This is a genomic window from Methanolapillus africanus, assembly GCF_032714475.1.
Taxonomy (GTDB): domain Archaea; phylum Halobacteriota; class Methanosarcinia; order Methanosarcinales; family Methanosarcinaceae; genus Methanolapillus; species Methanolapillus africanus.
Genome location: NZ_JAWDKD010000009.1, coordinates 60,285 through 85,944 on the forward strand (window position 1 = coordinate 60,285; position 25,660 = coordinate 85,944).

A 25,660-nucleotide genomic window follows, 5' to 3' on the forward strand; every position below is an offset into this window, starting at 1 on the left:
ATTAGAATAATAGGTATCAATTGCATTAGATTTTTATAATATGTCTTTTTTTCATTGTTTGCGCCTTGTTGTATACAATACGTATAAAATAAAACGCAAATTATTATTTTTATATAAATAATTCAACCGATTGCGGTTGTTTTTAAAAAAGGTGAATCCTATGGATTCGAAAGAAAAGACGACATATCATCCAAAAAAGAAACACGTTTCAATAACGGTTGCTTTGCTGCTTTTGTTGTTCATCTCCTCGTCCCTGGTTTATATTCAAGATTCGAACGCCGGAAAAACGGCGATTTGCGATTGCGAAGAAGACCCGGCCGCGGCGGAATTTGGATTTGAGCAACAGCCAACGGTTGTCCCGAAAAACAATCTTCCTGTGATTCCGGTGACGCCAACCGACGGCGGCGGGAACGACAACAGCAAAGACAATCCGCCCCCGGCACCTGCACCAATATCGGACGTACCGATTATCGCAACCACGGAACTCTTCGACTACAATCAAGACAACGCCAAAACACTTCGACTCATTCTGACCGCAAACGACCCGGGCCTTCAAATCACAAATTTGTCCGCGTCTTACAAAAACGTCAACGACGCTTCCGATTCCGGAACCATTTCTCTTTCTTCCGCCCATGTGGACGCCACATACGGAACAACCGGAACGTATCTGATTTCTATTCCCGCGGCCGGCAATCCGCTCAGCCGCGTCGGCGATTTGAACACCTACGAATACTCTTTTGCCATCAACGACGGCACCGGCGTCTCAACCGGTTCGTGCTACCCGTTCCAATCCGGAACCGGTCAAATCGACAGAGACAGTAATAATAACATAACGGCGACAACGCCTTTTGAAATTCAAAATATTGTTCAGCTGGATGCCCTGCGATATTATACGCAAGCCCAAGGCGACGGCGCCAATGGAAAAATCTTCGCCGTTACGCAAGACATCGCGCTGCCGGCCGACTGGAACAACAATTCCGAATACAACCGGGCGCAGACAAACGGAAAACAATGGATTCCGATCGGCGGAAACGACAATGCCTTTTGCGGATATTTGGACGGCAGCAATAAAACGCTGAGCCACTTTAAAGTGGAAACCGCCGGCAGTTATTCCGGTTTATTCGGCATTATCGGCGGACCGAACCCGAACAGCAAACCGGAAATTAAAAACATCGTCATTGAAAATATGACCGTGAACGCCACGTCTTCCTACGCCGGTCTTTTTGCCGGAAACGCTCAAAACGCTCGAATGGAAAATCTTCACGTCAACGGAACCGTTCGCGGCGTCGGCGGCGTCGGCGGCATGACCGGCGGACTCAATAATTCCAGCCTGGCAAATTCATCATTTAAAGGAACCGTGACTGGAACCGGCAATCAAGTCGGCGGCCTGACCGGCAGAATGGACGGCGATACGCTGAACGGAAAAGGATGCAACATTTCAAATTCAACGTCCACCGCAAATGTGTTCGGCGGCGGGAATTTCACGGGCGGACTGGTCGGACTGAATTTGGCCAGCTATTCCGGATGCTTCATTAAAGATTCAACAGTGACAGGAGATATTATCACAGACTATGTGCCGACAACGAATTACGGCGTCTATGTCGGCGGCATCGCCGGCCATATCGGACCAAACAACGGACCGGGAGATGGATTTACGATTGACAATTGCACATATACCGGAAACATCACCGGAATAAATGTATCATATATGGGCGGCATTGTCGGTGCCACTTCCGGATATCACTATCCTCAAAAGATAATAAATTCGAAAGCAATTGGCAACATTACAGGAACCGGCAGCCGGGGAGCAAGCCATATCGGCGGCGTTGGCGGGACAATCAGCAATGCGATCGTTGAGAACTCATTTGCAAACGTCAATGTCAGCGGCGGCGATCAGCTGGGCGGCCTCGCCGGATCAATACATAACACCTCCGTCAGCAATTCATATACAGCCGGAAATGTAACCGGAACGGAATGGCTGGGCGGCTTTGTCGGAAATTTGGGAGGAGATGGATCCGCACGTTCCGAAATCACAAATTGTTACGCCACCGGAGACGTGACCGGCGGAAAAGTCGTCGAACACCGGGCCAGGTTCGGCGGATTTGCCGGCAGCATAACGAACGCGACGGTTGAAAATTGTTATGCGAGCGGAAACGTAACAGGGTTGACGGCTCCAAACGGTGGTTCATCGGCCGGCAGTACGGTCGGAACCGGCGGTTTAGCCGGACTGGTTCACGACAATGTGACGCTCAAGAATTGTACGGCGTTAAACGGCGACATAAAACTCCTGAACAACAATGTCCACCAAAACCTCGGACGGATTTACGGTCTTGAATCGCATGATACCGGAGGCAATTATGGAGAGAATCATATTTCCGGCAACTACGCCTACGAAAATATGACTTTGACCGTCAACACCATCTCAAATACAGCAACTGCAGACGACGGAACCGGAACCGGCGGTTTCAATATGACCAAAACACAAGCCAAAGACGCCGCATTCTATGAAAACACACTTGGCTGGAAATTCAATGACGCTGATTCTTCCAAAATCATTTGGAAAATCGGAGACGGCGGATATCCGCTGCCGGTCTTAACGTGGCCGGCCGCAAACCAACAGCCCATCCATCCGCCGGCTTGGGCAACAGCGTAAAACAAAAACAACCCCGGAGTTTTGACGAAACGCCGAAAGTCGCCTCAAAAAATTAAAGGCGGCCGCCGCGCGCGTCAAAATCCACCCTCTTTTAGAAAAACCAAAAAATCAAAAAAAACGGCAAAAAACAACCCCTAATAAAAACGCAAAAATGAATCAAAAACAAAACGCAAAAATAAATCAAAAAAAAAGAAAAACAAAGGAAAGACAAAGTCTTTCCTTCTCTTTTTAAATTCAATCGATTTCTGCTTAAAGCATCATTCTCATGTCAATCGCGTAAGCGGTCTTGCCGTCGTCCATGACTTTCATCGGGTTGATTTCGAATTCTTTGATTTCCGGGAAGTCGGTCACAAGCTGAGAAACACGGAGAACCGCGTCAATCAAAATGTTGATGTCGACCGGCTGTGCGCCGCGGGCGCCTTCGAAAATCTTGAACGTTTTGATCGAGCGGATCAATTTTTCGGCTTCGTCGCGGTTGAGCGGCGCCACGCCGAAGGACACGTCTTTTAAGATTTCGACGTAAATGCCGCCGAGACCGAACATGACCAAGGGGCCGAACGTCGGATCGCGAATCATACCGATGATGATTTCGTTGCCGCCGATGAGCATCTGCTGAATCTGGACGCCTTCGATTTTGGCGTGGGGGACGTGCTTTTTCACATCGACCATCATTTTGGCGTACGCGTCTTTGATTTCGTCTTTGTTCTTGAGGTTCAGGCGGATTCCGCCGGCATCGGATTTGTGGGTGATGTCCGGGGAAACGATTTTCATCACAACGGGGTAGCCCATCTTTTCGGCGGCTTTAATCGCGTCGTCGACGGTGGCGGCTTCTTCGTTGCCGACGAGCGGCAGGCCGTAGGCTTCCAAGATGTCGATGGATTCAAGACCCAAAACGAAGTCGCCGTTGTCTGTTTGCTTCTTCATGAGCGCCTTGACTTTTTCTTTGTCGACTTTGAAGGATTCCGGCTTCTTGAAGTCGGTGGCCAGGATGTCGGCGTAGTCGCACAGCGCGCGCATGGTTTCGATTGCAGCTTCCGGATAGGTGTAGTTCGGAATGCCGGCCGCTTGAAGCATTTTCTCGCCGGGCTCCATGAGGGTTCCGCCGAAGAAAACACAAAGAATCGGCTTTTTGGCGGCTTTGAACCGGTCGATGACGAGCTGCGCGGTGTTGGCGACTTCCGTCACGGACTGCGGCGTCACGAGGAAAATAATGCCGTCGACGTTGTCGTCTTCAAGAGCGGTGTCAAGCGCAAGCGCATAGCGGTTCGGTTTGGCGTCGCCGAGGACATCGATCGGGTTTTTGGCGCTGGCGGCTTCCGGCAAAGCGTCTTTCAATTTTTGGTAGTTGGCGTCGGTTAATTTGGTCATCTTCATGTTGTTGTTGATGACGGCGTCCGTTGCCATAATTCCGGGTCCGCCGGCATTGGTGATGATCGCGATGTTGCGTCCTTTCGGAAGCGGACAGGCGGACAGCGCGAGGCTGTAGTTCATCATTTCGTCAAGAGCAGCGGCGCGGATGATACCGGATTGTTTGAACGCGGAGGTGTAGGCCTGGTCGGCGCCGGCGATGGATCCCGTGTGGGAGGAAACGGCGGCGGAACCGGCGTCCGTGGTTCCGGATTTGATGAGAACGATGGGTTTTTTCTTGCAGGCGATCTTGGCGGCTTCCATGAAGGCGGGGCCGTCGACGATTTCTTCAAGATAAGCGGCGATGACTTTGGTGTTCGGGTCTTCGGCGAAGTCTTCCAAACAGTCTTTTTCGTTGACGCCGGCTTTGTTGCCGAGACTGACGACGCGGGAGAATCCGACGTTTCGGGCGTCGGCCCAGTCGAGCATGGCGGTCATGATGGCGCCGGATTGGGACATAAAGGCGATGTCGCCGGTGATGGCCATCATTTTGGCGAACGAGCCGTTTAAGTCGGCGTGGGTGTCGATGATGCCGAGACAGTTCGGTCCGACGAGCTCCATGTTATATTTGCGGCAGGCGGCGGCGATTTCTTTTTCCATTTCAGCGCCGGCATGGTTCACTTCTTTGAAGCCGGCGGAAATGACGACGACGCTTTTGACGCCGGATTTGCCGCAGTCTTCAATCGCTTCAAGAACAAATTTCGCAGGGATACAAAAAATCGCTAAATCCACTTTGTCGGGACAGGCCGACACGGTCGGATAGGCTTTCAGGCCCATCACTTCGGCTGCGTTCGTGTTGATTGGAACAATTTTTCCGGGGAAAAGACCGACTAAGTTTTTTAAAACGTCGTGACCGATTTTTCCTTCGGCGTCCGATGCCCCGATAACGGCAACGGTTTTCGGTTTAAACATATTGAGCATTGATATGAGTCTCCTATTATTGGATCTATCCGGCAGGCAAAACCGTACATTTGTACGGCGTCATGCATGGATTTGCAGACGTTTCACTGCCATAGACGCGGATACGTCCGCGGGCCCCGATACGGGTTAAATAATATCTCTGATTCCGGTTTTTGCTCAAAAATTTGGATTAAAAATAAAAACTTTAATTTGAAGAAGATGGCATCGCTGCCGGTCGTTTTTTGATTTTCGTTTTTCGTATTCGTTTTTGGTTAAATGATTTATTCATTGACATTGATGTTGAAAAATTCAATAAAATGTCATGATCGTATATGTGAATTGATCCTTTCTATATAAACGTGTTTGTAGAAATGAATTGTTAACCGATTCGAACCGGCGCAAAAAGGAAAGGAGGCTCACGCCGAAATTGAAAAAGGAAAACACGGATTTTCAAACGTCTGCTTTTCCGTTAACCTATTTTTAAAATTATATTAATTCACATATATTAATATAGTTGGACGGATTATGACGTTTGCTTTAAATGCTTTAAAATATTCTTCAATTTAACCAATTATCCGAATATATTTCAGAAGGTGAAAAAAATGACCAGCAATGTTATTGAAGCGACGACAAAGTCGTGGGACGTATCCATCACATCCGATCTGCCCGTCATCAGCATGTTTTACATGACGAGCTGCACGCACTGCCAAAGAATGAAGCCGGTTTTTGAGGAGCTTGCGGACAAATACAAAGACAAAGTCGTTTTTGTCCGGATCGAGGCGATGGAAAACATTGACGTCACCAAAAAATACGGCATCAAAGCCGCCCCGACGTTTAAATACTTCAAGGACGGTAAATTGCTCAACGAAGCCGACCAAGCTTTGTCCGCCGACGAATTGAAACAAGTCGTGGACGATTTGGCGAACGGAAAATTGTAAAATTTTCCGGTTTTCTTTTTTTGAGCGGCGCCGGCGCGCGCGTTATAGCGATACTTTTTTGTTTTGAGCCAACCGAAACCGTTGGTTCCGGTTTTATTTTCGAGTCGATTGAACTCGAGTCCAATTTCTATTTTTGATTCAAGTGAATTCGACTTCAATTTCTATTTTTGATTCAAGCAAACCATCCCGCTTAAACAGACGCCTTTGGCGTCTGTTTAAGCGGATACCGCTAGCGAGAATAATTTGTTGGGAATAGTTGCTGCAAAACGGAACAAGAAAAGACTGTATTGTCGGAAAACAGTTGATGCAAAACGGAACAGGAAAAGACTGTATTGTCGGAAAACAGTTGATGCAAAACGGAACAGAAAAAGACTGTATTGTCGGAAAACAGTTGATGCAAAACGGAACAGGAAAAGACTGTATTTCTGCGACCGAAGGGAGCCGTTCGCGAAAGCGAACTCAGCAGATTAAGACTCACACCGCCGTTGAAAAATTCCTAGCGAAGCGACGGAATTTTTAGAAAAGACTGTATTGTTGGAAAATATTTGAATGATTTCAAATATCCTTCTCTTCAATCAGTTTTCTTAATTCCTCCTTGCCGGGAAGCACCATTTGATATTGTTCTGCAAAAATTTGCGTGTTTTCTTCAGGCAACGTGATTTCAACCAATGTATCATTTTTGAGTTTACACAAAATTATGCCGATGGTTTTGCATTCATCGTCCAATTTAACAAATCGGTCATAATAATTGACATACATCTGAAGCTGTCCAAGATCCTGAGGAGAAAGTTCCCCCAACTTTAACTCAATTAAAACAAAACACCGGAGCAAGCGGTTGTAAAGAACCAAATCAATGTGAAAATGTTTTTCATCAAACGTGATGCGGACTTGCCGCCCAACGAAGGTAAAACCCTTGCCGAGTTCCAGCATGAAATTTTCCAGTTTGTTAATAATTTGCTGTTCAAGTTCTGTTTCCGAAAAACTTGCCAATTCCGGCAAACCCAAAAATTCCAAAACAATCGGATCCTTGATGACGTCTTTCGGATTTTCAAGAATCTGCCCTTTCTCAGACAATTCCCAAACCTTGGCCTTGTCGCGGCTCAAAACCAACCGTTCGTAAAGGGAACTGTTGAATTGGCGCTCAAATTCCCGAAGCGACCAATTGTTGTTGAGACACTCGATTTCATAAAACCGGCGTTCTTCGGGATTGTTAATTCGCATCAATTTAACATAATGAGACCAACTTAATCGAAAATCCGGCAAAAGCTGACAATCCGAATCAGACCCATCCCTCTGATTTGAAGTCAGCGAATCGTTTGAATTATTTGAAATGGCTGAATGAATTTCAGAAGGTTGGATTTTCAAATCAATTTTGTCCACTGAAGAAGTCGACTGATTGCGAGAAGAAGATTTCCGCGACAGTGTCGCGGAAATCTGTGAGGATGAATTCAAAGAGGACTATAATGAATTTGGGGAATATAATGAATAAAATTTTTTCATTCGTTCCAAATTATCGACCGAAAATCCTTTTCCGAATTCTTTTACCAGCCGGGCGGATAAATTTTTCAAAACTTGCTTTCCATACTCTGCTCTTTGATCGCCATTCAATTCATCTTCCAAGATCGTCCGACCGATTTCATAATACGTGTAAACCATTGTTTGATTAACAGCATGCGTCGTCGCCAATCTTGCCCTTGAAAGCAGGTCTGCAATTTGAGAATATAAGTTTTCTTCCGGATTCATTTTGAAACACACCACGTTGATTAAAATTGAAAATAAAAGAGATGAAATCAAAAAAATTCAATCAAAATATGCAAACGGGTGAAAGTACTTATAACTTTTTAAATTATTTTATAATTATAGATTTTAATTAAATTGAAATGAACCAAATCAAAATGGAACGGAAAAGACAATTGGATTTTAAAAGAAAATAATAAAAACGTTAAAGTCAATAATAAAGTCGGAGGCGTTTTTATGAAAAGAGAGTGGACCACATTTCAAACCATTGCGGCTTTTATCGTTGTCGTTTTTGCGGCCGGCGTTATTCTTTACGGATTTTCGTATTTGGATGATGAGAAAAACAACACGACCGTCAACATTGATGATGAAACCGCCCGCGCCCTTTGGGGCGGCGGCAACGGAACGCCAAACGACCCATATCTCATTTACAACGCAACTCAACTCCATAATATCCGATACGGACTTGACAAGAGCTTCAAATTGATGGCGGACATCGATCTTGACGCCGAAGGATTTGACAATGACGGCGACCCGGTCAACGGCAATTTCGAGCCGATCGGAAAACACGAATACAATCGTGACCGACGCGCTTCAAATAATTTTGAGGTCAGTGCGGCGTTTCGCGGAAACTTTGACGGCAACGGACATACCATTTCCAATATGCATCTTGATTTGCCGGATAACCAATATGTCGGTTTGTTCGGTTTTGCGGTCTCCGTTGACGGCAAAAACAATTCCATTTCAAATGTGACGTTGGTGAATATGACCGCAGATGGCCACCGGTATGTCGGCAGCGTTGCCGGCGTCATCTTTTCGGAGGATAATTCCACAATGAGTGTCATTTCCTGTAACGTTTCCGGATTTGTGAATTGTTCCGAAGACTCAAATGGCGGTATCGTCGGCGCGGCCGGTGCGGAAGACGGCGGAAACACAACGATTCAAAATTGTATTTTTACAGGAACGATGAACGGAAACAACCACGTCGGCGGCATTATCGGCGAGTTTTCATCCGATAACGCGACCATGGCGATTATTTCTTGTACGGCAACAAAACCCGTCGCCGGCCTTCGGGACGATATCGGCGGAATCGTCGGCGGTTTTTCCGCAACCAACTGCGGAAATTCATCCGTTATTTCTTGTCAGGCGGTCGGCGTTTCCCGCGGTGAAAAAATGGTTGGCGGCATTGCCGGAAGCATCGAAGCGACCAACGATTCAATGGCTTTGATTTCAAATTGTTCGTCAAATGGAGACGTCGTCGGCGAAAATTCAAATATCGGCGGCATTGTCGGATTTGTTTACGCATATGACGGCATCACAACGATTTCGTCTTGCTTTTCAACCGGAACGGTGATAAGCGAAGGGATTCAAGCCAACTATACAACGCCGGGAGGTGTCGGCGGTCTTGTCGGCAGCGGTAAAAATGAAAATGTTCAGATTATAGATTCGGAGTTTATCGGCATCGTTATTGACCCAAGCGACCCGAAATATTATAATCAAACGAATTAAATGACAATAAATGTAAATAGAAAGGTCGTCTATTTTTCTGTCCCTTAATTTAAAATATTTATTTCAATTTTAATTATGATTTCACTTTTTTTAAAAATCAAATTCAGAGGATAATAATATGGTACACGTCACGGAAGGCTGCCCCAAATTAACAAAACCGGTGGTTCCGGCCGACATTAAAGCCGGCATGGATATGGATGAATTCGTAACGGCGCTGTCCGGCTGCGCTTTCGGCGCCCGGCGGATTGCGGAAGCGGTGGACATTTACACGGAAATGCTGTCCGACAAAAGCACAGTCAAGTTTTTCGGCCTTGCGGGCGCCATGGTGCCGGCCGGCATGCGCAAAATTGTCGCCGATTTGATTCGCGACGGCCACATCAACGTGCTCGTCACCACCGGCGCCAACATGGTTCATGACGCGCTGGAAGGCCTTTATATGCCGCATTACAAAGGCGACGAAGGTTCCAACGACGTGAAGCTCCACGAAGAACGCATCGACCGCATCTACGACGTGTTTTTGCCGGACCAGCACTTTGAGGAACTCGAAGGCTTTTTGCAAGAGGTTATCGCCGATTTGCCGGCCGACAAACCGGTTTCAATTGCCGAATTTATGAAAAATATCGGAAAAAATATCGAGAATCCGGATTCGATTCTTCGGGCCGCTTACGACATGAACGTACCGATTTATTGTCCGGCGTTCCCAGATTCCGTCATCGGCCTCCAAGCCTGGCTCTACAAAGAAACGAATCCGCTTGTGATCGACGCGATTGCGGACATGCACGCATTCATGGACATTTGCTGGGAAGCCGAAAAAGCCGGCGCCGTGTTCATCGGCGGCGGAGTTCCCAAAAACTTCATTTTCCAATCCATGCTTGTGACGCCGCGCGATTTTGACTACGCGATTCAATTGACGATGGACACACCGCAAACGGGCGGCCTTTCCGGCGCCACGCTCGAAGAAGCGATTTCCTGGGGAAAAGTCGGCGACAAATCCCGTTTGGTGACCGTTTATTCGGATGCGACGATCACGCTGCCGCTGATGGTGGCCGCCACGCGCGCGCGCCTGGAAAAACAGAAACAGCCCAAAAAACAAATCCCGGTGGAGTGAGAATATGTCAAAATCTCTGGCCCGGAAAAACGGCGTCATTCTGGCGCTTGACGTCACAGACGAGAAAACGGCGCTGACGGTTTCAAGAGAAGTTGCGGAAGCCGTTGACGCGATCAAGATCGGGTATCCGTTGGTTCTCGGAACCGGCCTTTCCATCGCTGAAAAACTGTCAAGAATCGCGCCGGTGATCGCCGATTTTAAAGTGGCTGACATTCCGAACACCGACCGCCTCATTTGCGAACATGTTTTCGATGCCGGCTGCGACGCCGTCATCGTTCAAGGATTTACGGGACCGGACAGCCTGACCGAATGTGTGAAAACCGCCAACGAATATCAAAAGAAGGTTTTCGTTGTCGCGGAAATGAGCCACCCCGGCGGCGATCATTTCTTTACGGACAGCGTGTCCAAAGAAATCGCGGCGATGGCGAAAAAATCAGGCGCCTTCGGAATTGTCGCGCCGGCCACGCGTCCCGAGCGCGTGAAAGAATTGCGCGGCGTGATTGGAAGCGGACTTAAAATCATTTCGCCGGGCGTCGGCGCCCAAGGCGGCAGCGCGGCGGATACAATTAAAGCCGGCGCCGACTGGGTCATTGTCGGACGCAGCATTTACGGCTCCAAAAATCCGAGAGAAGAAGCTGAAAAAGTGAAACGGGAAATTGAAAAATACATTTAATTTGTATTTTCATTTTTTTCTATTTCATTTCTTTCTTTTTTATTTCTATTTTTAATTCTATTTTTATTGAACCGAGGGGCGTTTTTTTCTCGATTCGTCAAAAGTGATGACGATAACGCGCGCGTGGGCGGCGGCGCACAAGGCCGTGCAGAAACAACTGCGTCTGTTCCAAATTTATCCCGCAAGTTCTGACTCTGAACGCCGAAGGCGTGAAGAGGCGGAACTTGGCGGATTCCCATAAAAATAAAATGAAATGAAGTTAGCAACAGGTGCACTCCATATTTTCAGATATTGGATTGCATCTGCAGGTGACTGTTTTTAAGATTCAGTTTGCATCTGCAGTTGCCAATTTTTAGTTTGTATCAAGCTGTTGCATCAAATACATCTCATCGGATTCCGAGAAAATCAAACGCAAAGCGTTTGATTTTTCGGGATGGTTTGGTTGGTATCTTCAAAAATTGTCCTTCAGTTTTGAAAAAACCGAAAGAAAATGTGTCGCTGTAACGCGCGCGAACGCCGCACTCGCAACCAATCAGATAATTTTACAGGCTTCGTTAAAATTCAGCCGCGGGTCTCTCGGATGCAATTTGCTCGGGATTCCGGTTCCCAAATTGCAGAGGAAATTGGATTTCCATTTGCCGTCCGGGAAAAATTCTTTGTCGACGCCGGCGTTGTCAAAACCGCCCATGGGACCGCAGTCGAGACCAAGCGCCCGGGCTGCAATAATGAGATAGGCGCCTTGGAAGCTTGAATTTTGATACATTGTTCGGTCCGCAAACGCAGCGTTGCTTGCGAAAAATGACATGTAGTCGCCGTGCGGAAAAAGCCGGGGCATGTTTTTGTAAAACTCGGCGTCGCCGGCAACAATAACGGTTGCGGACGCCGCTTCAACTTTTGAAACATTGCTTGGATCCAAATACGGAATCAACCGGGCTTTGGCTTCCGGACTTTTCACAAAAACAAATCGTCCGGCTTGGCAGTTGGCGAACGTCGGCGCCAGCTTTAAAATGTCGTACAGTTGAACAAAGAGTTCGTCTGAAATCGGTTTGTTTTCGAAATATTTGTGCGTGCGGGCTTCGTTGAAAATAACGTCCATACAATCTTTATTAATTTCCGACATTGGGTTCACCTTCCATACTGTTGATTGGTTTTGATTTTAACTTTAAACTTTAGATTTTGACTTAAACTTTTGACTTCTGATTTAAACTATTAATTTTTAGTTTTTAGTTTTCATTGTCGTCTTCGCTTGTGCCGTGATTTTTGAAACAGAATCTTTCGCCTGCTTCATCAATTCCGGTTTTTCCTTGACGTCGCCTTTGTTTCGAACGCCTTTGGCGACAATAATATCCGCCAGTTCAAGTCCGACGTAATCGCAGGAATCTTGAAACATGCCGACGACATGCGACGCTGTTTTTTCTTCGGAATCTTCCATCGGAACGACGAGAATCGCTTTTTTGTTCTTGAACAATTCTTCCGAATAGAATCCGTACCAGCGGTCGATGAAAACTTTCATTTGCGCGGTCGGTCCCCACCAGTAAACCGGTGTTCCGAGAACCCAGACGTCCGATTCTTTCATCTTTTGAACCAAAGATTCCATATCGTCGTCGATAATGCATTTGCCGCTCGGCAAATGGCAGGCGTCGCACGCTTTACAAAATCCGATGTCGGCGTCCGCCAAATAAACCATTTCGGTGTCGAATCCATTCGATTCCGCTTCGTCCAAAATGGTTTGCATTAAAATTTCCGTATTCCCTTTCCGGCGCGGGCTGCCGCAAAATCCGATCATTTTCATGTCTTTTTCCACCTCAAAAATAAAAACCGCCAAAGCGGTTCAATTAAAAATAAAAGAAAATAAAAAATAACATCTACCCTCATGTTATGACATTATTTATACATTTTTATATAATATTCAAAAAAGGAAAAACGAATCGAACGAATCAGATGAGATGCTCACAAGAGTTCATGAACCCTTTTTTCAATCAATACGTTTTAATAGGACAATTGACTTTCTATAACCTCTCATTGCCCGGATAGCCTAGTCGGTTGGGGCGCCAGACTCATAGGGAAAATAAAATGGCGTCTTATCGGACCTAAATAGGTTCCTGAGACATCTGGAGGTCGCGTGTTCGAGTCACGCTCCGGGCATGTTTTTCTTTTTTTTTTGAAAATTTAAGGATTCGTTAAATCCATTTTTATAATTTTACCGTTAACTTTTTCAATTAATTGAGATTTCAAGTCAGCATCCCAGATGATTTTTGTCAAAAGCAACAATATAAAATACATTTTCGTTTCGATATCCATGAATTCTGAATTTTTTATTGAGCCGAATATGTTTCAGGGTTTCATTTTTATGTCCGGAATATTTCGTTTCACTGACAACCGGTTTCTAATGGGAAAAGAAAGATTCGGCCGGACAGCACGTTTTTGATATAAAATTTCCGATAAGCTGCAAGTCACTGACACCAAGTTTACACAAACATGTATGATGTTTGGACGGAATACATTTTCCAATATCCGTAAAATCAAGCCGGATCAAGTCGGCTGTTGAAATTAAAGGAGATAACTTTTCAGTTTTGTCTCCCGTTTCAATTTTTGTCTTTGGAAATATCTTCTTAGTCATTTTGTCCTTCTTCATACATTTTCCAATAGAAATCAATCATATCTTCTGAAGAAATCGCTTTTACAGAGCGGTCATAAGTCCCATATCCTTTTCTGGCGTTTAACCAAGGTTTTTCCTTGTGCGACATAATTTCAAGTTGAATCCCGGAAAGGTCGCCGTATGTGTTCCAAACCGTCTCAAGCAAATCCTCAGCATCACCAAAATCAGGTTTGATTGAAACTTGCGGAATCGGCGTCCAGCCGAAAGAACGATATTCTCGGTAAAGAACACGATTGACCGGACCGTGAATCCATGCTTCAAATTCACAGTCGGTACAGAGCGGACATTTTCTCAACGTATAGCTCCAGGCAACGGCATAATAACAGAGCTTCTGAAGCTTCTTTTGAGTCATCGGCTCTTTGTTCAAAAACCAATTGGCAACGTCTTTAATGTCATAATTCGGAATTGGATTGTGATTTGTCATTTTGACCTCCTTTGATGAATAACAGTGTTTAGCAACTGAATTACCGAATTATGAGCGATCTATTTATAAGTTTTTATATTTCTTTGAAATGAATAGATATCCATTGATTTTAATCATATTTTATATTTTGAAATGAATCAAACAAGTATCTGCAAACTGTTTACGTCGACATCATTTGAAAATAAAAATAAAAAATCACTAAAATATTGAATATTTTTAAGAAATTATTTCGCTTGTTTGTGATTTCAATTTAAAATTCTCCGAAAAATTAATATAAAATTTAATATATAATTTTTATTGCAGATATTTCTGCAGGGGAAAAGCCATGAAATTCAAAGTCACATACACCAACAATCAAATGTATTACAGCGAAAACGAAGAGCTCGGCGAAGGCGTTGAAGAACGATCCGACGGGTTTTACATCAAAGGTAAGAAATGCGACAAATTTACCGAAAAACTCATCCATTGTATGGAACAAAAAGTCGAATTGGCCATAAAAAATATGAAAGAGGAGCCGGGAAAAACAGAAATGAAAGACGAACGGACATATGTTCTGACTTTTGAAATCAAATAACTGAAACTGCAAAATAAAATCTATACAACAAAAACGAAGGGAACGACCTTTCCCTTCGTTTTGATAACTCGAACCGATATTTTATGTTTTTGTATTTTTGCGTTTTTATATTTTCATATTTTTGTGTTTTCATTTTGTGTTTTCATGTTTTTGTTTTTTCACGTTTATGTTTTTATGATTCTCTTTTTTGATTCAATTCACTTTATTTGTCATTACAAATCTTCGATTTTTGAAGGAATTTGTCATTATTTTCTATTTTATATCCCATCAGGTTTAAATAACCCCAAAATAATTTTTGTTGAGCAATTAAAAATACAGTAATTGCAGACGGCATTCAGCCGACTATCATATAATCTTTGAGGAAATAAATTCAATAAATATTCAATGGAGGATAAAGACATGTTTGATTTAACCAACCGCGTGGCCGTTGTGACCGGCGCGTCTTCAGGACTGGGCGTTCAATTCGCGAAAGCGCTTGCCGAACAAGGCGCCGATATTGCGATTTTGGCCCGGAGAAAAGACAAATTAGACGCCGTTGCCGAAGAAATCCGGAAGACCGGACGCAAATGCTTCCCGGTTGTCTGCGACGTCACCGTCACCGCCGACGTTCAAAACGCAGTCGCCGCCGTCATCAAAGAATACGGCAAAGTCGACATCTTGGTCAACAACGCCGGTCTCGGCGCCGTCGCGCCGGCCGAAGAAATGACGGACGACATGTGGAACAAAGACATCGCCGTCGACTTAACCGGCGTTTTCACCGTTGCCCGCGAATTCGGCAAAGAAATGATCAAAAAGAAGTACGGTCGAATCATCAACATCGCCTCCATGTACGGCGTGATCGGCAACAACTTCATGCCGACCGTTTCCTACCACGCTGCCAAGGGCGGCGTCGTGAACTTCACACGCGCGCTTGCCTCCGAATGGGCGAAGCACGGCATCACCGTCAACGCGATCGGACCCGGATTCTTCCCGTCGGAACTGACGCAAAGCGCTTTTGAAACCAAAGAATTCCAAGAATACTTGAAATTAATGGTCCCCATGGGACGCCCCGGCCGCGAAGGAGAACTTAACCCAGCTTTGATTTACTTGGCGTCTAATGAAGCGACGTACACGACCGGCACCATCACTTTGGTGGACGGCGGCCAAACCTGTATTTAAAGATTTAAAATTGAAATGTTTCAAAAAAGGAAAACAGAGAAATCTGTTTTCCGGCTTCTTTTTTCTAATAATTTTCAAACATAAATTATAATTCATATCGTAAAATATTTAATAACTTGATATGAATATCATAATTAGGTGAATTCATGGCAAGAATTTTAGATACTCAAAATTGTTCGGCAGAAATCAGCAATCTGTTGAATGGTGCGGAAAAAGAAATTATTTTTGTGACCCCTTATCTTAAAATATCGCCTTCATTTCAAGGACATTTTGTTTTTGCCGGCTCTAAAAACATATCAATGACGATCATTTATAGAGATGATAATCCGGCAGAAAAAGAATTGGAACGATTAAATGAAGAAAAGAAATTATTAAAAAATTCAAATGTCAAGTTAAGAAAAACAAAAAATTTACATGCAAAATGTTACATGAACGAGTCGGCAGCGATTCTGACTTCAATGAATCTTTACCAATTTTCTCAAGAAAACAATTACGAACTTGGCATCTTAGTCAAAAAAGGCGAAGATGAAGAGTTGTACAACCAAATTCGACAGGAAATTCAAAAAATATATTCATTAAGCCAACCGGATGAATATTCAACCCCTAAAAAAGTAACAATCGAAAAGAAAGCGCCTGCGAAGGCTGCACCTCCGGAAAAGTCAGAAGGCGGATTTTTCAGTTTTATTACAAAAATTTTGAGTCCGGATACAAGATATTATTGCATTCGCTGCCGTCAAAAAATTAGTGAAACGGATGGTCACTCTCTTTGCGGCAATTGTTATCGTGAATGGAGCAGATATAAAAATTCAAATTACACAGAAAAATATTGTTTAATCTGCGGGGAAAAAGCAAATACCACGTATAACAGGCCGCTGTGTGATGAGTGTTTTAAAACTCAAAGATATGGATACAATTTTTGAAATTAGATTCAATGCGATAAATCATATAAAATATGAATTATCTCTTTTTTAATACCAACTCAACCGGATTTTCAAATCCATCCGACTATTTTATATTTTATGGATACTATCTCAAACCCATTCATTTAAATAAATTTATCAACTTTTTCAGAAAATTTTAATTTATTGTTTGAGGAAAAAAGATGGACGCATCAAAACAGGAACAAATCGAATCCGGAAACTTGAAAATCGAATGGGCCAAAAACCACATGCCGGTTTTGGAACAAATCCGCAAAGAATTTGCAGCGGAAAAGCCGCTCAAGGGACGGCGGATTGCGATGGCGCTTCACGTCGAGGCCAAAACGGCCGTTTTGGTTGAAACGTTGGCAATCGGCGGCGCGCAAGTGGCGATTTCAGGCTGCAACCCACTCAGTACGCAAGACGACGTGGCGCTTGCACTGGATTGTAAGGATAATATTTCCTGCTGCGCCAAATACGACTGCTCCAATGCGGAATATTACGAAGCGATCGACAAAGTTCTCGATATTGAGCCGGACATCACCATTGACGACGGCGCCGACCTTATTTTTAAACTTCACAAAGAACGGCGCGACCTGCTTCCGAAAATTATCGGCGGCTGCGAAGAAACCACAACCGGAATCCACCGTTTGATGGCGATGCAAAAAGAAGGCGCGCTTGAAATGGCGGTTTTGGCGGTCAACGACGCACAAACCAAATTCATGTTTGACAACCGGTACGGAACCGGACAATCCGCCTGGGACGGCATCATGCGGACAACCAATCTCTTGGTGGCCGGAAAAACTGTTGTCGTCGGCGGCTACGGCTGGTGCGGACGCGGAATTGCCATGCGGGCGGCCGGACTCGGCGCCGAAGTCGTGGTGACTGAAATCAATCCAGTGCGGGCACTCGAAGCCCGGATGGACGGCTACCGCGTGATGCCGATGGCGAATGCAGCGGCAATCGGCGACATTTTTGTGACGACGACGGGCAACTGCGATGTGATTTCAACGGAACATTTCCCCAAGATGAAGTCGGGTGCGATTTTAGCAAACGCGGGCCACTTCAATGTGGAAATTGATTTGGACGGATTAAAGAAAATGTCCATGGGCGAAAAGATTGTCCGGAAGAATATTAAAGAATACACAATCGGCGCGGCCGGCGGACAAAAAATTAAAATCAATGTGCTTGCGGACGGACGCTTGGTCAATTTGGCGGCCGGCGACGGCCACCCGGCGGAAGTCATGGACATGAGTTTTGCAAACCAGGCGCTCGGCGTCAAATATATTGCACAGAATAAACTTGAACACGGCGTTCACAAGGTTCCGGCTGAAATCGACGAATGGGTTGCTTCATTAAAATTAAAGTCGATGGATATTGAAATCGACCGGTTAACCGATAAACAGCGGTGTTACACCGACGACTGGGAAGCGGGAACCTGAAAAATGGTTAAACAAATAATGAAATTATAAATTATCACGTAATTATTATCAAAATAAAAAGGGTAAATGGGTTATTATGACGAACAAAAATATCGGAACGAAAATTAAATCGATTCGCGAATCTAAAAATATGACGCGGGAAGAGTTGGCCGACCGGAGCAATTTGGATTTGACGCAAATTGCAGCGATTGAAGAAAACACAAACATTCCGTCATTGGCGCCGCTCATTAAAATTGCGCGCGTTCTCGGCGTCCGCTTGGGCACTTTTTTGGACGACTCGGACGATTTGGGACCGGCGTTGACTCGGAAAAACAAAGCGAACGAAACGATTCACACCTCAGACGTCAGCACGGAAAAGCATGCCAAATCCCACAACAATTTCTTTGCGCTCGCCCCGCAAAAAGCCGGACGGACGATGGAGCCGTTCATTGTGGAAATTAATCCGGCCGACGAGTCCACGCTGATGGTTTCCGCGCACGAGGGCGAGGAATTCATTTATGTGTTGGAAGGAATTCTCAAAATCATCTACGGTCAAACCACCTACATCATGGAAGAAGGCGACAGCATTTACTATGATTCCATTGTCGACCACTTGGTGTGCGCCGCTGACGAAAACGGGGCGAAGATTTTGGCCGTCGTGTATGCGCCGATGTAATAAAGGAAGAAACAAAGTCAGCATCAAACAGACACATCGGGGGAATGAATTTGACAGAACAAACGGAACAAAGCAGCCAACATCTTCAGCTTTCCGACCGGACGCTCGGCGGATGGCTCGAATATTGGGCGGAAACGACGCCGGACAAGGAATACATTGTGTATTCCGACCGGGATTTGAGATTTACGTGGAAGGATTTTAACAAACGCGTCGACAACATGTCCAAAGGCCTTTTGGCGATCGGCGTCAAAAAAGGATATCATGTGGGACTTTGGGCGACCAACGTGCCGGACTGGCTCACGTTTTTGTACGCCTGCGCCAAAATCGGCGCGGTTTGCGTCACGGTGAATACCAGCTACAAACAGCACGAATTGGAGTATCTTGTCGAAAATTCCGACATGCATACGCTGTGCATTATCGACGGAACGTTTGACGGCGACTACGTTCAGATGACGTACAACATGCTGCCGGAACTCAAAACCTGCCAGCGCGGACACCTGAAGAGCGAGCGTTTCCCGCACATGAAAAATGTGATTTACATCGGCCAGGAAAAACACCGCGGCATGTACAACACGGCCGAAGTTCTTTTGCTGGGCAGCAACATTAAAGATGAGGTTTTGGAAAAAGCCAAATCGGAAGTCAACTGTCACGACGTTGTGAACATGCAGTACACCTCCGGAACCACCGGTTTTCCCAAGGGCGTTATGCTGTCACACCACAACATCGCCAACAACGGCTACCTGACGGGCGAACACATGAAATTCACGCAAGACGACAAGTTGTGCGTCTGCGTCCCGCTTTTCCACTGTTTCGGCGTTGTGCTGGCGACCATGAATTGTCTGACGCACGGCTGCACGCAAGTGATGATTGAAAAATTCGATCCGCTGCTCACGCTCGCGTCCATTCACAAAGAGCGCTGCACCGGCGTTTACGGTGTTCCGACAATGTTTATTGCCGAACTCAACCACCCGATGTTCAGCATGTTCGATTTGACGAGCCTCCGAACCGGCATCATGGCCGGCTCCCTTTGTCCGATCGAGCTGATGCGCCAGGTGAGTGAGAAAATGTATTTGCAAATTACGAGCGTGTACGGCCTCACCGAATCGTCCCCGGGAATGACCCACACCAGAATCGACGATCCGGCGGAAGTGCGTTATACAACGGTCGGCCGGCCGTTTGAGTTTACGGAAGTCAAAGTTCTCGATCCGCAGACCAACACCGAATGCCCGCCGGGCGTTCAGGGTGAAATGTGCTGCCGCGGCTACCTTGTGATGAAAGGTTATTACAAGAATGAAGAAGCGACCAAAGAGGCGATCGATGAAAACGGTTTCCTGCACTCGGGCGACCTCGGCATTATGGATGAAAACGGCAACTTCCAGATTACCGGCCGCATTAAGGATATGATTATCCGCGGCGGCGAAAACATTTATCCGCGCGAAATTGAAGAATTCCTGTACAAGATGCCCGGCCTCAAAGATGTTCAGGTGGCCGGCGTCCCGTCCGAAAAATACGGCGAAGAAGTCGGCGCATTCATTATTTTGCAAGACGGCGCCAAAATGACGACGGAAGACGTCCGAGACTTCTGCCGCGGCCAGATTGCGCGTTACAAGATTCCCAAGTACGTTTTCTTCTTGGAAGCGTTCCCGATGACGGGAAGCGGCAAGATTCAGAAATACAAATTGAGGGAACTGAGTCTTGAGCTTTGTAAAAAACAGGGTATTGAAGTGATTTAATCGCTTCAATCTTTTTTTCTTTATTTTTTCTTGTTTTTCGATTTTTGTTTCTTTTTTTGGCGAACGGCATGCGCGCGCGTTACGGCGACACTTTTTTGTTTTGCATTTTTGAAAACGATGGGGCGGTTTTTGAAAAATCAAGCAAACCACCCCGTAAAATCAAACGCGACAGCGTTTGTATTTTACGGATACCGCCATCAGATGCAATTTAGTTGGAAACAGTTGCAGCAAATCGGATTAGGAAACATGTGTATTGTTAGGAACAGAAGGTGAAAAACGGACTAGGAAAGACCTGTATTGTTAGGAACAGAAGGTGAAAATCGGATTAGGAAAGACCTGTATTGTTAGGAACAGAAGGTGAAAAACGGACTAGGAAAGACCTGTATTGTCAGAAACAGAAGGTGAAAAACAGATTAGGAAAGACCTGTATTGTTAGAAACAGTAGGTACAATCTGAAATCTAAAAACAGTGAACTGCAGGTGCAAACTGCAAATACGCTAGCAATAAATACAATCTGCTGTAAATTAATGTATCTTGCATATGGAATTCCGCAAAATACAGACGCAAAGCGTCTGATTTTGCGGGAAGGTTTGCTTGACATTTATAACAAACAAAACCAAACTTTTAATTTAAAAACGTTCAGCTGAACTCATTGTCCTCTTCATCTTCCGGCGGAACGTAATTGTCAATATCCAAACTCCGGTCGCGAACACGCAAGATTTTCTGCCTTTGGGGAGCGTTCGGATCCGGTTTGGCAAAGCTGTGCGTCATGTTCGGAACGTATTTCGGCGTCAAATACGGGTCTTCCGGCAATTCGTCTAATTTTTCAATGATGGTCGCAAACGCAAAATTTGGTTTGACATCTTCGATTTTGATTTTAACTTTGTCGCCGACTTGGGAACCGCTGACAAAAATAACGAAGTCGTCCAAATAGGCAACGCCGTCGCCGGACTCGCCCATGCCGGTAATTTCAACTGCGCACAAATGGTTTTTGCGAATCGGCGCGGTGATGAAACGTTTGGCGATCACGTAAATTTCAGCACTGGTCGAACGGGACGCTTGCGGCGAGTAAGATTTCACGAAAACGAATTCGGCGCTGACGCGGTCGTAAAAGTCTTTGAACAAATCGCCTTGGAAGACTTTAACAACGAAAGTGCCTTTGGGCTTCAGAATTTTCTTAGCGCACTCAAACGCGGCGTCGTTGAGCTCAATCCCGCGGGCGTGGTCCAAAACCCAGTTTCCGGAAAGGTTGGGCGCCGCGTCACACAAAACAACGTCAACGCCGCCTTTGGAAAATTCCAAAATCCTGTCAATTGTTTCTTGGGCGGTGATGTCTCCTTTGATCGTGGTGACGCCTTCGATTTCTCGGATCGGCTGGAGGTCGACACCGAGAATGCGCCCGCCCGACAATTCGCGCGCGACTTGAAGCCAGCCGCCGGGGGCGGCGCCTAAATCGACAATGGTGTCGCCTCTTTTGATGACATTCATCCGTTCGTTGATTTGTTTCAACTTGTAAGAAGCTCGAGAGCGGTAACCGTCTTTTTGAGCTTGATGATAATAATAATCCCTTTGATCTCGTGCCATAAAAATTTCCTTTGATGATTGAATAATTTGATGAATATATTTGAGATAATTTGACGTTTTAGTCTTTTAGACAATAATTTTTGATTTAGATCAATGATTCTGATTGATTTTCGGTTTGAATGGGTTAAATGTATTTATGATTAATGTTATTTATTGAAAAAAATCAAATAATTTCAAAATATTATCAAACATTGTCAAAACATTATCAAAACATTATCAAAAAATCATTCAAATATTGAACAAAAAATGTGACGGAAATGAACAATCCCCATAATAATTTCAAAGATAATCAAAATCAATTGCCGGATTCAGATCAGAATCCGAATGTGCATCCGACCCGCTGGATTTCGGAATCGAAAGGGAAATTGCTTTCCGGAAAAACCATCGTGATCGGCGTCACCGGGAGCATTGCCGCCGTTTCGGTCGTGACGCTGGCCCGGGAATTGATTCGGTACGGCGCCGACGTCTTTGCCGTCACAACGGACGCTGCCTGCCAAATCATTCACCCGAATGCGCTTCATTACGCCACCGGAAATCCGGTGATGACGGAATTGACCGGAAAAGTGGAACACGTCGAGTTTTTCGGCGCGAAAGGCCGAGCCGATCTTTTGTTAATCGCCCCCGCAACCGCCAACACCGTTTCTAAAATTGCCGCCGGCATCGACGATACGCCGGTCACCACTTTTGCAACAACCGCCATCGGTGAAGGCAAAAATGTGATGATTGTCCCCGCAATGCATGAATCCATGTACCGGCACCCGAAAGTGTTGGAAAACTTGAAAACTTTAGAGTCTTGGGGCATCGAAGTCGTTGGCCCGAGAATGGAAGAAGGCATTGCGAAAATCGCCAACAACGATGAAATCGTTTGGCGCGTCAAGCGTGCGCTCGGAGAAAACGGCGAATCCGATTCATCGGCGTTCTTTGCCGGCAAAAATGTGTTTATTACATCCGGCTCAACGGCTGAAAGCATTGACCCGATTCGTATTTTAACAAACCGCGCCTCCGGAAAAACCGGGAACGCACTGGCTCTGTCGGCTTACGAAAAGGGAGCGGAAGTCTTTTTGATTCACCGGAACAAACTCGGATTGGATCTGCCGCACTTGAATGAGATTTATGCCGAAAGCGCCGAAGAAATGACAAGAGCCATTGTTGAAAAGATCAAAGAAAAAAGAACAATCGGACAAAAGAATATTCTGATCAGTGCTGCAGCCATTGCAGATTATACAATTAACCAAACGGATGAAAAAATAAAATCCGGAAAAGACGAGCTGACTCTTTCCCTTCACCCGACCAAAAAACTGATTGAAGAAGCCAAAAAAGCAGACCCGGATCTTTTGGTCGTTGCTTTTAAAGCGGAAACGGCAATGTCTTTTGAGGAACTCATCGACTCGGCCGCTCAAAAAATAAACGATGGTATCGCCGATGTCGTCGTCGCGAACAATGTCAAGGAAAAAGGAATGGGGACCGATGACAACGATGTTTATTTGGTCTTTAAAGATTTGATTGTCAAATGGATTCCGATTTCGGGCTCAAAAGAAATGATTGCCGATGAAATCTTAAATTTTATCGCCGCCCGAGAAGGACAAAAGAATCAAAATGAATCGACCGGCATCAATCAACTTGTTGACAAGAAAACAAAAACAATTGCAAATTTGGTCAATTCGACAACGCTGGACGAAAAGTTGAATGAGAAAAAGAACGAAACGGATGAAGAAGACAAACCGGATGATGAGAAGCAAACCGGGAATCCAAATCAAAGTCAAAATCCAAACCAAAATCAAAACCAAAACCAAAAATCCGGCCGTTATAAGAAACCGGTTCAGATGAAAGGACGTGTTTTTAAAAAATAAAACGATACTGATGATGAATATTATGAATAAAGGAAAAGAGTTCAGTCCAAAAACGGTCTTTTGTCCCGGACACATCACCGGTTTTTTTCAAATTTGCAACCATGACGACCCGCACCAAAAAGGATCCATTGGCTGCGGCATTGCACTTGACAAAGGTCTTTTGACAACAGTCAATGTTTCCGCGAACAAAACGGAAGTCATTTTGAACGGGAAAAAAGAGCCGGGAGAAACAACTTTAGCCGTTGTTTCCGAAATGAAAAAAAGAGCGGAAATGAAATACAACCGTTCTTTTGAATTTTCAATATCCGGCGTCAGTGATTTCCCGCCGGGAAGCGGATTCGGAATCTCGGCTGCCGGCGCCCTTGGAGCAGCCTTCGCCATCAATGAATCCTTAAATTTAGGACTTTCAAGAGACGATTTGGTGGAAATGGCACACGTTGCTGAGGTTAAAGCCGGAAGCGGTCTTGGCGACGTTGCCGGCGAATCTCTGGGCGGTCTTGTTCTTCGGGAAAAGCCGGGCGGGGCTCAATTCGGAAAGTTTTACAAAATACCGGCGCCGGAAAAGAAAGTCTTTTGTTTGGTCATGGGCGAATTGTCAACGAAAGACGTGATTTCAAATCCGGAACATATCAAAGCGATCAATGACGCCGGAAAAAAGGCGATGGAAAACTTCCGGAAAACAAAAACGATTGAATCATTCATGAAAGAATCGTTTAATTTTACAAACCAAATCGGTCTTCTGAGCAGTCATGCCAGAAAAGCCATTGATGCGGTTGATGAAAATATGGGAATGGCAGCTCAAGCCATGCTTGGAAATACGGTTTTTGCCATGACAAAGGATTTCAAAGACAAAACATTGGAAAAAGAAGCAGAAGAACATATTCTGAAAACGTTTCAGAAATATGGGACCGTGTATGAATGTAAAATCGGAAATCATGGACCCACTTTGATCTGACCTCCGTTTACAAAACTATTTTTTATGACTCTGTTTTTTCTTTTGCTTTCATCTGATTCTATTTTCTGAATATCTGTTAATCTGATCAGCTGTCAATCTAATCTACTACTGTTTGCGATATCCGCAAAATCAGACGCCAAAGGCGTCTGATTTGCGTTTCGGTGTGAACAGCCATAGTTTTAACAAAACCAACTGTCCATTTCAAAAAAACGCATCAAATCGGCATCTTATCTTTCGTCGCGCTCGCCGCCGCCCCCAAAAAGAGATGTTTGCCGAATGGGTTCGCATGGGAAACGCAATTAAAAACCGACCCACGGGTATCGCATGACAATTAGTTCAAAAAAGGTAGCTAAAGTAATTTAATAAATAATTTGAGGAAGTTTAAAATAATATAAAGAAAGGCCTTTGGCAGCGATCCAGATTTCCCGAAGGCTCGCACACTTCAGTACAGTAAGGAACGCCGGCGGGCTTATCTTCTGTGTTCGGTATGGGTACAGGAGTTTCCCCGCCGCTATGGCCGCCAAAGACCTTTGCTTTAAGTTGGAGAATGAATGAATACGGATTTTGTGATTTAAATGTTTTGCCATGTATGGATTGAGATTTTTTTTTGTTTGTTTTGGTTATTTTCAGATATCGCCCGAAGAAACAAGTTTGTGATGGAACGGACAATTAGTGAACGCGGACTTAACACCTCGTTGCCTTGATGCTTACATCCCGTTTCTATTGACCTCATCTTTTATGAGTGTCCTTATTGATGTCTCTTTTTGAGTTTGATTTCGAGCTT

Annotated in this window: 21 protein-coding genes, 1 tRNA gene, 2 rRNA genes and 2 pseudogenes; 15 read left to right on the forward strand and 11 right to left on the reverse strand. The window is 45.1% G+C overall.

Annotated features, from left to right (window positions below; genetic code table 11):
- Positions 1 to 160 precede the first annotated feature (160 nt).
- On the forward strand, positions 161 to 2,653 hold the full coding sequence (locus tag MsAg5_RS02715; protein ID WP_338099084.1) for a GLUG motif-containing protein: 2,493 nt from the start codon (positions 161 to 163) through the stop codon (positions 2,651 to 2,653).
- Positions 2,654 to 2,902: 249 nt separating this feature from the next.
- On the opposite strand, the gene acs is transcribed toward MsAg5_RS02715, so the two are convergent.
- On the reverse strand, positions 2,903 to 4,981 hold the full coding sequence (acs, locus tag MsAg5_RS02720; RefSeq protein WP_338099085.1) for an acetate--CoA ligase alpha subunit: 2,079 nt from the start codon (positions 4,979 to 4,981) through the stop codon (positions 2,903 to 2,905).
- A 581-nt stretch (positions 4,982 to 5,562) separates the two neighbouring features.
- Here acs and MsAg5_RS02725 point away from each other — a divergent pair.
- Together MsAg5_RS02725 and MsAg5_RS02730 are read left to right on the forward strand one after the other, a co-directional pair.
- Positions 5,563 to 5,898 (forward strand): thioredoxin family protein, encoded by a 336-nt coding sequence (locus tag MsAg5_RS02725; RefSeq protein WP_338099086.1) that lies wholly within the window; start codon positions 5,563 to 5,565, stop codon positions 5,896 to 5,898.
- Positions 5,899 to 6,202: 304 nt separating this feature from the next.
- A complete protein-coding gene (locus MsAg5_RS02730) occupies positions 6,203 to 6,418 on the forward strand; it encodes a hypothetical protein (RefSeq protein ID WP_338099087.1) in 216 nt (71 codons plus the stop codon).
- A 35-nt stretch (positions 6,419 to 6,453) separates the two neighbouring features.
- Here MsAg5_RS02730 and MsAg5_RS02735 read toward each other — a convergent pair whose 3' ends face one another.
- Together MsAg5_RS02735 and MsAg5_RS02740 are read right to left on the reverse strand one after the other, a co-directional pair.
- Positions 6,454 to 7,278, reverse strand: a complete 825-nt coding sequence (locus tag MsAg5_RS02735; protein ID WP_338099088.1) for a PDDEXK nuclease domain-containing protein — start codon at positions 7,276 to 7,278, stop codon at positions 6,454 to 6,456.
- 78 nt (positions 7,279 to 7,356) lie between these two features.
- Positions 7,357 to 7,641: a DUF1016 N-terminal domain-containing protein gene (locus MsAg5_RS02740; protein WP_338099089.1), complete on the reverse strand. Its 285-nt coding sequence runs from the start codon at positions 7,639 to 7,641 to the stop codon at positions 7,357 to 7,359.
- 231 nt (positions 7,642 to 7,872) lie between these two features.
- Between MsAg5_RS02740 and MsAg5_RS02745 the strand changes: the two genes are divergently transcribed.
- The 3 genes from MsAg5_RS02745 to pyrF all read left to right on the forward strand — a co-directional run bounded on the left by MsAg5_RS02745 (position 7,873) and on the right by pyrF (position 10,925).
- Positions 7,873 to 9,144: a GLUG motif-containing protein gene (locus MsAg5_RS02745; protein WP_338099090.1), complete on the forward strand. Its 1,272-nt coding sequence runs from the start codon at positions 7,873 to 7,875 to the stop codon at positions 9,142 to 9,144.
- Between the two features lie 118 nt (positions 9,145 to 9,262).
- Positions 9,263 to 10,252: a deoxyhypusine synthase gene (locus tag MsAg5_RS02750; protein WP_338099091.1), complete on the forward strand. Its 990-nt coding sequence runs from the start codon at positions 9,263 to 9,265 to the stop codon at positions 10,250 to 10,252.
- 16 nt (positions 10,253 to 10,268) lie between these two features.
- The gene (gene pyrF, locus MsAg5_RS02755) at positions 10,269 to 10,925 is read left to right on the forward strand and encodes an orotidine-5'-phosphate decarboxylase (protein WP_420846994.1); all 657 of its coding nucleotides are present in this window, start codon (positions 10,269 to 10,271) and stop codon (positions 10,923 to 10,925) included.
- Here pyrF and MsAg5_RS02760 read toward each other — a convergent pair.
- The 3 genes from MsAg5_RS02760 to MsAg5_RS02770 all read right to left on the reverse strand — a co-directional run bounded on the left by MsAg5_RS02760 (position 10,922) and on the right by MsAg5_RS02770 (position 12,717).
- Positions 10,922 to 11,164: a hypothetical protein gene (locus MsAg5_RS02760; protein WP_338099093.1), complete on the reverse strand. Its 243-nt coding sequence runs from the start codon at positions 11,162 to 11,164 to the stop codon at positions 10,922 to 10,924. The genes pyrF and MsAg5_RS02760 overlap by 4 nt on opposite strands.
- A 293-nt stretch (positions 11,165 to 11,457) precedes the next feature.
- Positions 11,458 to 12,045, reverse strand: coding sequence for a malonic semialdehyde reductase (locus tag MsAg5_RS02765; RefSeq protein WP_338099094.1), 588 nt, complete (start codon positions 12,043 to 12,045; stop codon positions 11,458 to 11,460).
- A gap of 96 nt (positions 12,046 to 12,141) precedes the next feature.
- Entirely contained in the window at positions 12,142 to 12,717 is a 576-nt protein-coding gene (locus MsAg5_RS02770; protein ID WP_338099095.1) for a flavodoxin family protein, read from the reverse strand.
- 232 nt (positions 12,718 to 12,949) lie between these two features.
- On the opposite strand from MsAg5_RS02770, the gene MsAg5_RS02775 reads away from it, so the two are divergent.
- A tRNA-Met gene (locus MsAg5_RS02775) sits at positions 12,950 to 13,070 on the forward strand.
- 91 nt (positions 13,071 to 13,161) lie between these two features.
- Here MsAg5_RS02775 and MsAg5_RS09385 read toward each other — a convergent pair.
- Both MsAg5_RS09385 and MsAg5_RS02780 read right to left on the reverse strand, forming a co-directional pair.
- Positions 13,162 to 13,281, reverse strand: a pseudogene (locus MsAg5_RS09385) (MAG6450 family protein); the annotation flags it as partial.
- Positions 13,282 to 13,537: 256 nt separating this feature from the next.
- A complete protein-coding gene (locus tag MsAg5_RS02780; protein ID WP_338099096.1) occupies positions 13,538 to 14,008 on the reverse strand; it encodes a Panacea domain-containing protein in 471 nt (156 codons plus the stop codon).
- Between the two features lie 325 nt (positions 14,009 to 14,333).
- Here MsAg5_RS02780 and MsAg5_RS02785 point away from each other — a divergent pair, with 325 nt between their 5' ends.
- From MsAg5_RS02785 to MsAg5_RS02810, 6 genes are all read left to right on the forward strand, one after another.
- Entirely contained in the window at positions 14,334 to 14,582 is a 249-nt protein-coding gene (locus tag MsAg5_RS02785; protein WP_338099097.1) for a hypothetical protein, read from the forward strand.
- Positions 14,583 to 14,966: 384 nt separating this feature from the next.
- Complete coding sequence (locus MsAg5_RS02790; protein WP_338099098.1) at positions 14,967 to 15,740, forward strand: SDR family NAD(P)-dependent oxidoreductase; 774 nt, start codon at positions 14,967 to 14,969, stop codon at positions 15,738 to 15,740.
- Positions 15,741 to 15,886: 146 nt separating this feature from the next.
- Positions 15,887 to 16,660 (forward strand): phospholipase D-like domain-containing protein, encoded by a 774-nt coding sequence (locus MsAg5_RS02795; RefSeq protein ID WP_338099099.1) that lies wholly within the window; start codon positions 15,887 to 15,889, stop codon positions 16,658 to 16,660.
- Between the two features lie 182 nt (positions 16,661 to 16,842).
- Positions 16,843 to 18,099, forward strand: a complete 1,257-nt coding sequence (locus tag MsAg5_RS02800; protein ID WP_338099100.1) for an adenosylhomocysteinase — start codon at positions 16,843 to 16,845, stop codon at positions 18,097 to 18,099.
- A gap of 76 nt (positions 18,100 to 18,175) precedes the next feature.
- Positions 18,176 to 18,754 (forward strand): helix-turn-helix domain-containing protein, encoded by a 579-nt coding sequence (locus tag MsAg5_RS02805; protein WP_338099101.1) that lies wholly within the window; start codon positions 18,176 to 18,178, stop codon positions 18,752 to 18,754.
- Positions 18,755 to 18,804: 50 nt separating this feature from the next.
- On the forward strand, positions 18,805 to 20,487 hold the full coding sequence (locus MsAg5_RS02810) for an AMP-binding protein (RefSeq protein WP_338099102.1): 1,683 nt from the start codon (positions 18,805 to 18,807) through the stop codon (positions 20,485 to 20,487).
- Between the two features lie 813 nt (positions 20,488 to 21,300).
- Here MsAg5_RS02810 and MsAg5_RS02815 read toward each other — a convergent pair.
- Positions 21,301 to 22,071, reverse strand: a pseudogene (locus tag MsAg5_RS02815) (23S rRNA (uridine(2552)-2'-O)-methyltransferase); the annotation flags it as partial.
- A 257-nt stretch (positions 22,072 to 22,328) separates the two neighbouring features.
- On the opposite strand from MsAg5_RS02815, the gene coaBC reads away from it, so the two are divergent.
- Positions 22,329 to 23,921: a bifunctional phosphopantothenoylcysteine decarboxylase/phosphopantothenate--cysteine ligase CoaBC gene (coaBC, locus tag MsAg5_RS02820; protein WP_338099104.1), complete on the forward strand. Its 1,593-nt coding sequence runs from the start codon at positions 22,329 to 22,331 to the stop codon at positions 23,919 to 23,921.
- Between the two features lie 22 nt (positions 23,922 to 23,943).
- Entirely contained in the window at positions 23,944 to 24,876 is a 933-nt protein-coding gene (locus MsAg5_RS02825) for a pantoate kinase (RefSeq protein ID WP_338099105.1), read from the forward strand.
- Between the two features lie 403 nt (positions 24,877 to 25,279).
- Here MsAg5_RS02825 and rrf read toward each other — a convergent pair.
- Both rrf and MsAg5_RS02835 read right to left on the reverse strand, forming a co-directional pair.
- Positions 25,280 to 25,401, reverse strand: a 5S ribosomal RNA gene (rrf, locus tag MsAg5_RS02830).
- Between the two features lie 124 nt (positions 25,402 to 25,525).
- Positions 25,526 to 25,660, reverse strand: a 23S ribosomal RNA gene (locus tag MsAg5_RS02835); the annotation flags it as partial.

What these genes read in the sequence shown, in the direction of transcription:
- MsAg5_RS02785 (WP_338099097.1), top strand. Translation starts at nt 14,334, where the DNA reads ATGAAATTCAAAGTCACATACACCAACAATCAAATGTATTACAGCGAA.
- MsAg5_RS02825 (WP_338099105.1), top strand. Translation starts at nt 23,944, where the DNA reads ATGAATAAAGGAAAAGAGTTCAGTCCAAAAACGGTCTTTTGTCCCGGA.
- MsAg5_RS02725 (WP_338099086.1), top strand. Translation starts at nt 5,563, where the DNA reads ATGACCAGCAATGTTATTGAAGCGACGACAAAGTCGTGGGACGTATCC.
- MsAg5_RS02715 (WP_338099084.1), top strand. Translation starts at nt 161, where the DNA reads ATGGATTCGAAAGAAAAGACGACATATCATCCAAAAAAGAAACACGTT.
- MsAg5_RS02770 (WP_338099095.1), bottom strand. Translation starts at nt 12,717, where the DNA reads ATGAAAATGATCGGATTTTGCGGCAGCCCGCGCCGGAAAGGGAATACG.
- MsAg5_RS02765 (WP_338099094.1), bottom strand. Translation starts at nt 12,045, where the DNA reads ATGTCGGAAATTAATAAAGATTGTATGGACGTTATTTTCAACGAAGCC.
- MsAg5_RS02795 (WP_338099099.1), top strand. Translation starts at nt 15,887, where the DNA reads ATGGCAAGAATTTTAGATACTCAAAATTGTTCGGCAGAAATCAGCAAT.
- MsAg5_RS02730 (WP_338099087.1), top strand. Translation starts at nt 6,203, where the DNA reads ATGCAAAACGGAACAGGAAAAGACTGTATTGTCGGAAAACAGTTGATG.
- MsAg5_RS02780 (WP_338099096.1), bottom strand. Translation starts at nt 14,008, where the DNA reads ATGACAAATCACAATCCAATTCCGAATTATGACATTAAAGACGTTGCC.
- MsAg5_RS02740 (WP_338099089.1), bottom strand. Translation starts at nt 7,641, where the DNA reads ATGAATCCGGAAGAAAACTTATATTCTCAAATTGCAGACCTGCTTTCA.
- MsAg5_RS02745 (WP_338099090.1), top strand. Translation starts at nt 7,873, where the DNA reads ATGAAAAGAGAGTGGACCACATTTCAAACCATTGCGGCTTTTATCGTT.
- acs (WP_338099085.1), bottom strand. Translation starts at nt 4,981, where the DNA reads ATGCTCAATATGTTTAAACCGAAAACCGTTGCCGTTATCGGGGCATCG.
- MsAg5_RS02800 (WP_338099100.1), top strand. Translation starts at nt 16,843, where the DNA reads ATGGACGCATCAAAACAGGAACAAATCGAATCCGGAAACTTGAAAATC.
- MsAg5_RS02760 (WP_338099093.1), bottom strand. Translation starts at nt 11,164, where the DNA reads ATGGGAATCCGCCAAGTTCCGCCTCTTCACGCCTTCGGCGTTCAGAGT.
- MsAg5_RS02790 (WP_338099098.1), top strand. Translation starts at nt 14,967, where the DNA reads ATGGAGGATAAAGACATGTTTGATTTAACCAACCGCGTGGCCGTTGTG.
- MsAg5_RS02750 (WP_338099091.1), top strand. Translation starts at nt 9,263, where the DNA reads ATGGTACACGTCACGGAAGGCTGCCCCAAATTAACAAAACCGGTGGTT.
- coaBC (WP_338099104.1), top strand. Translation starts at nt 22,329, where the DNA reads ATGAACAATCCCCATAATAATTTCAAAGATAATCAAAATCAATTGCCG.
- MsAg5_RS02805 (WP_338099101.1), top strand. Translation starts at nt 18,176, where the DNA reads ATGACGAACAAAAATATCGGAACGAAAATTAAATCGATTCGCGAATCT.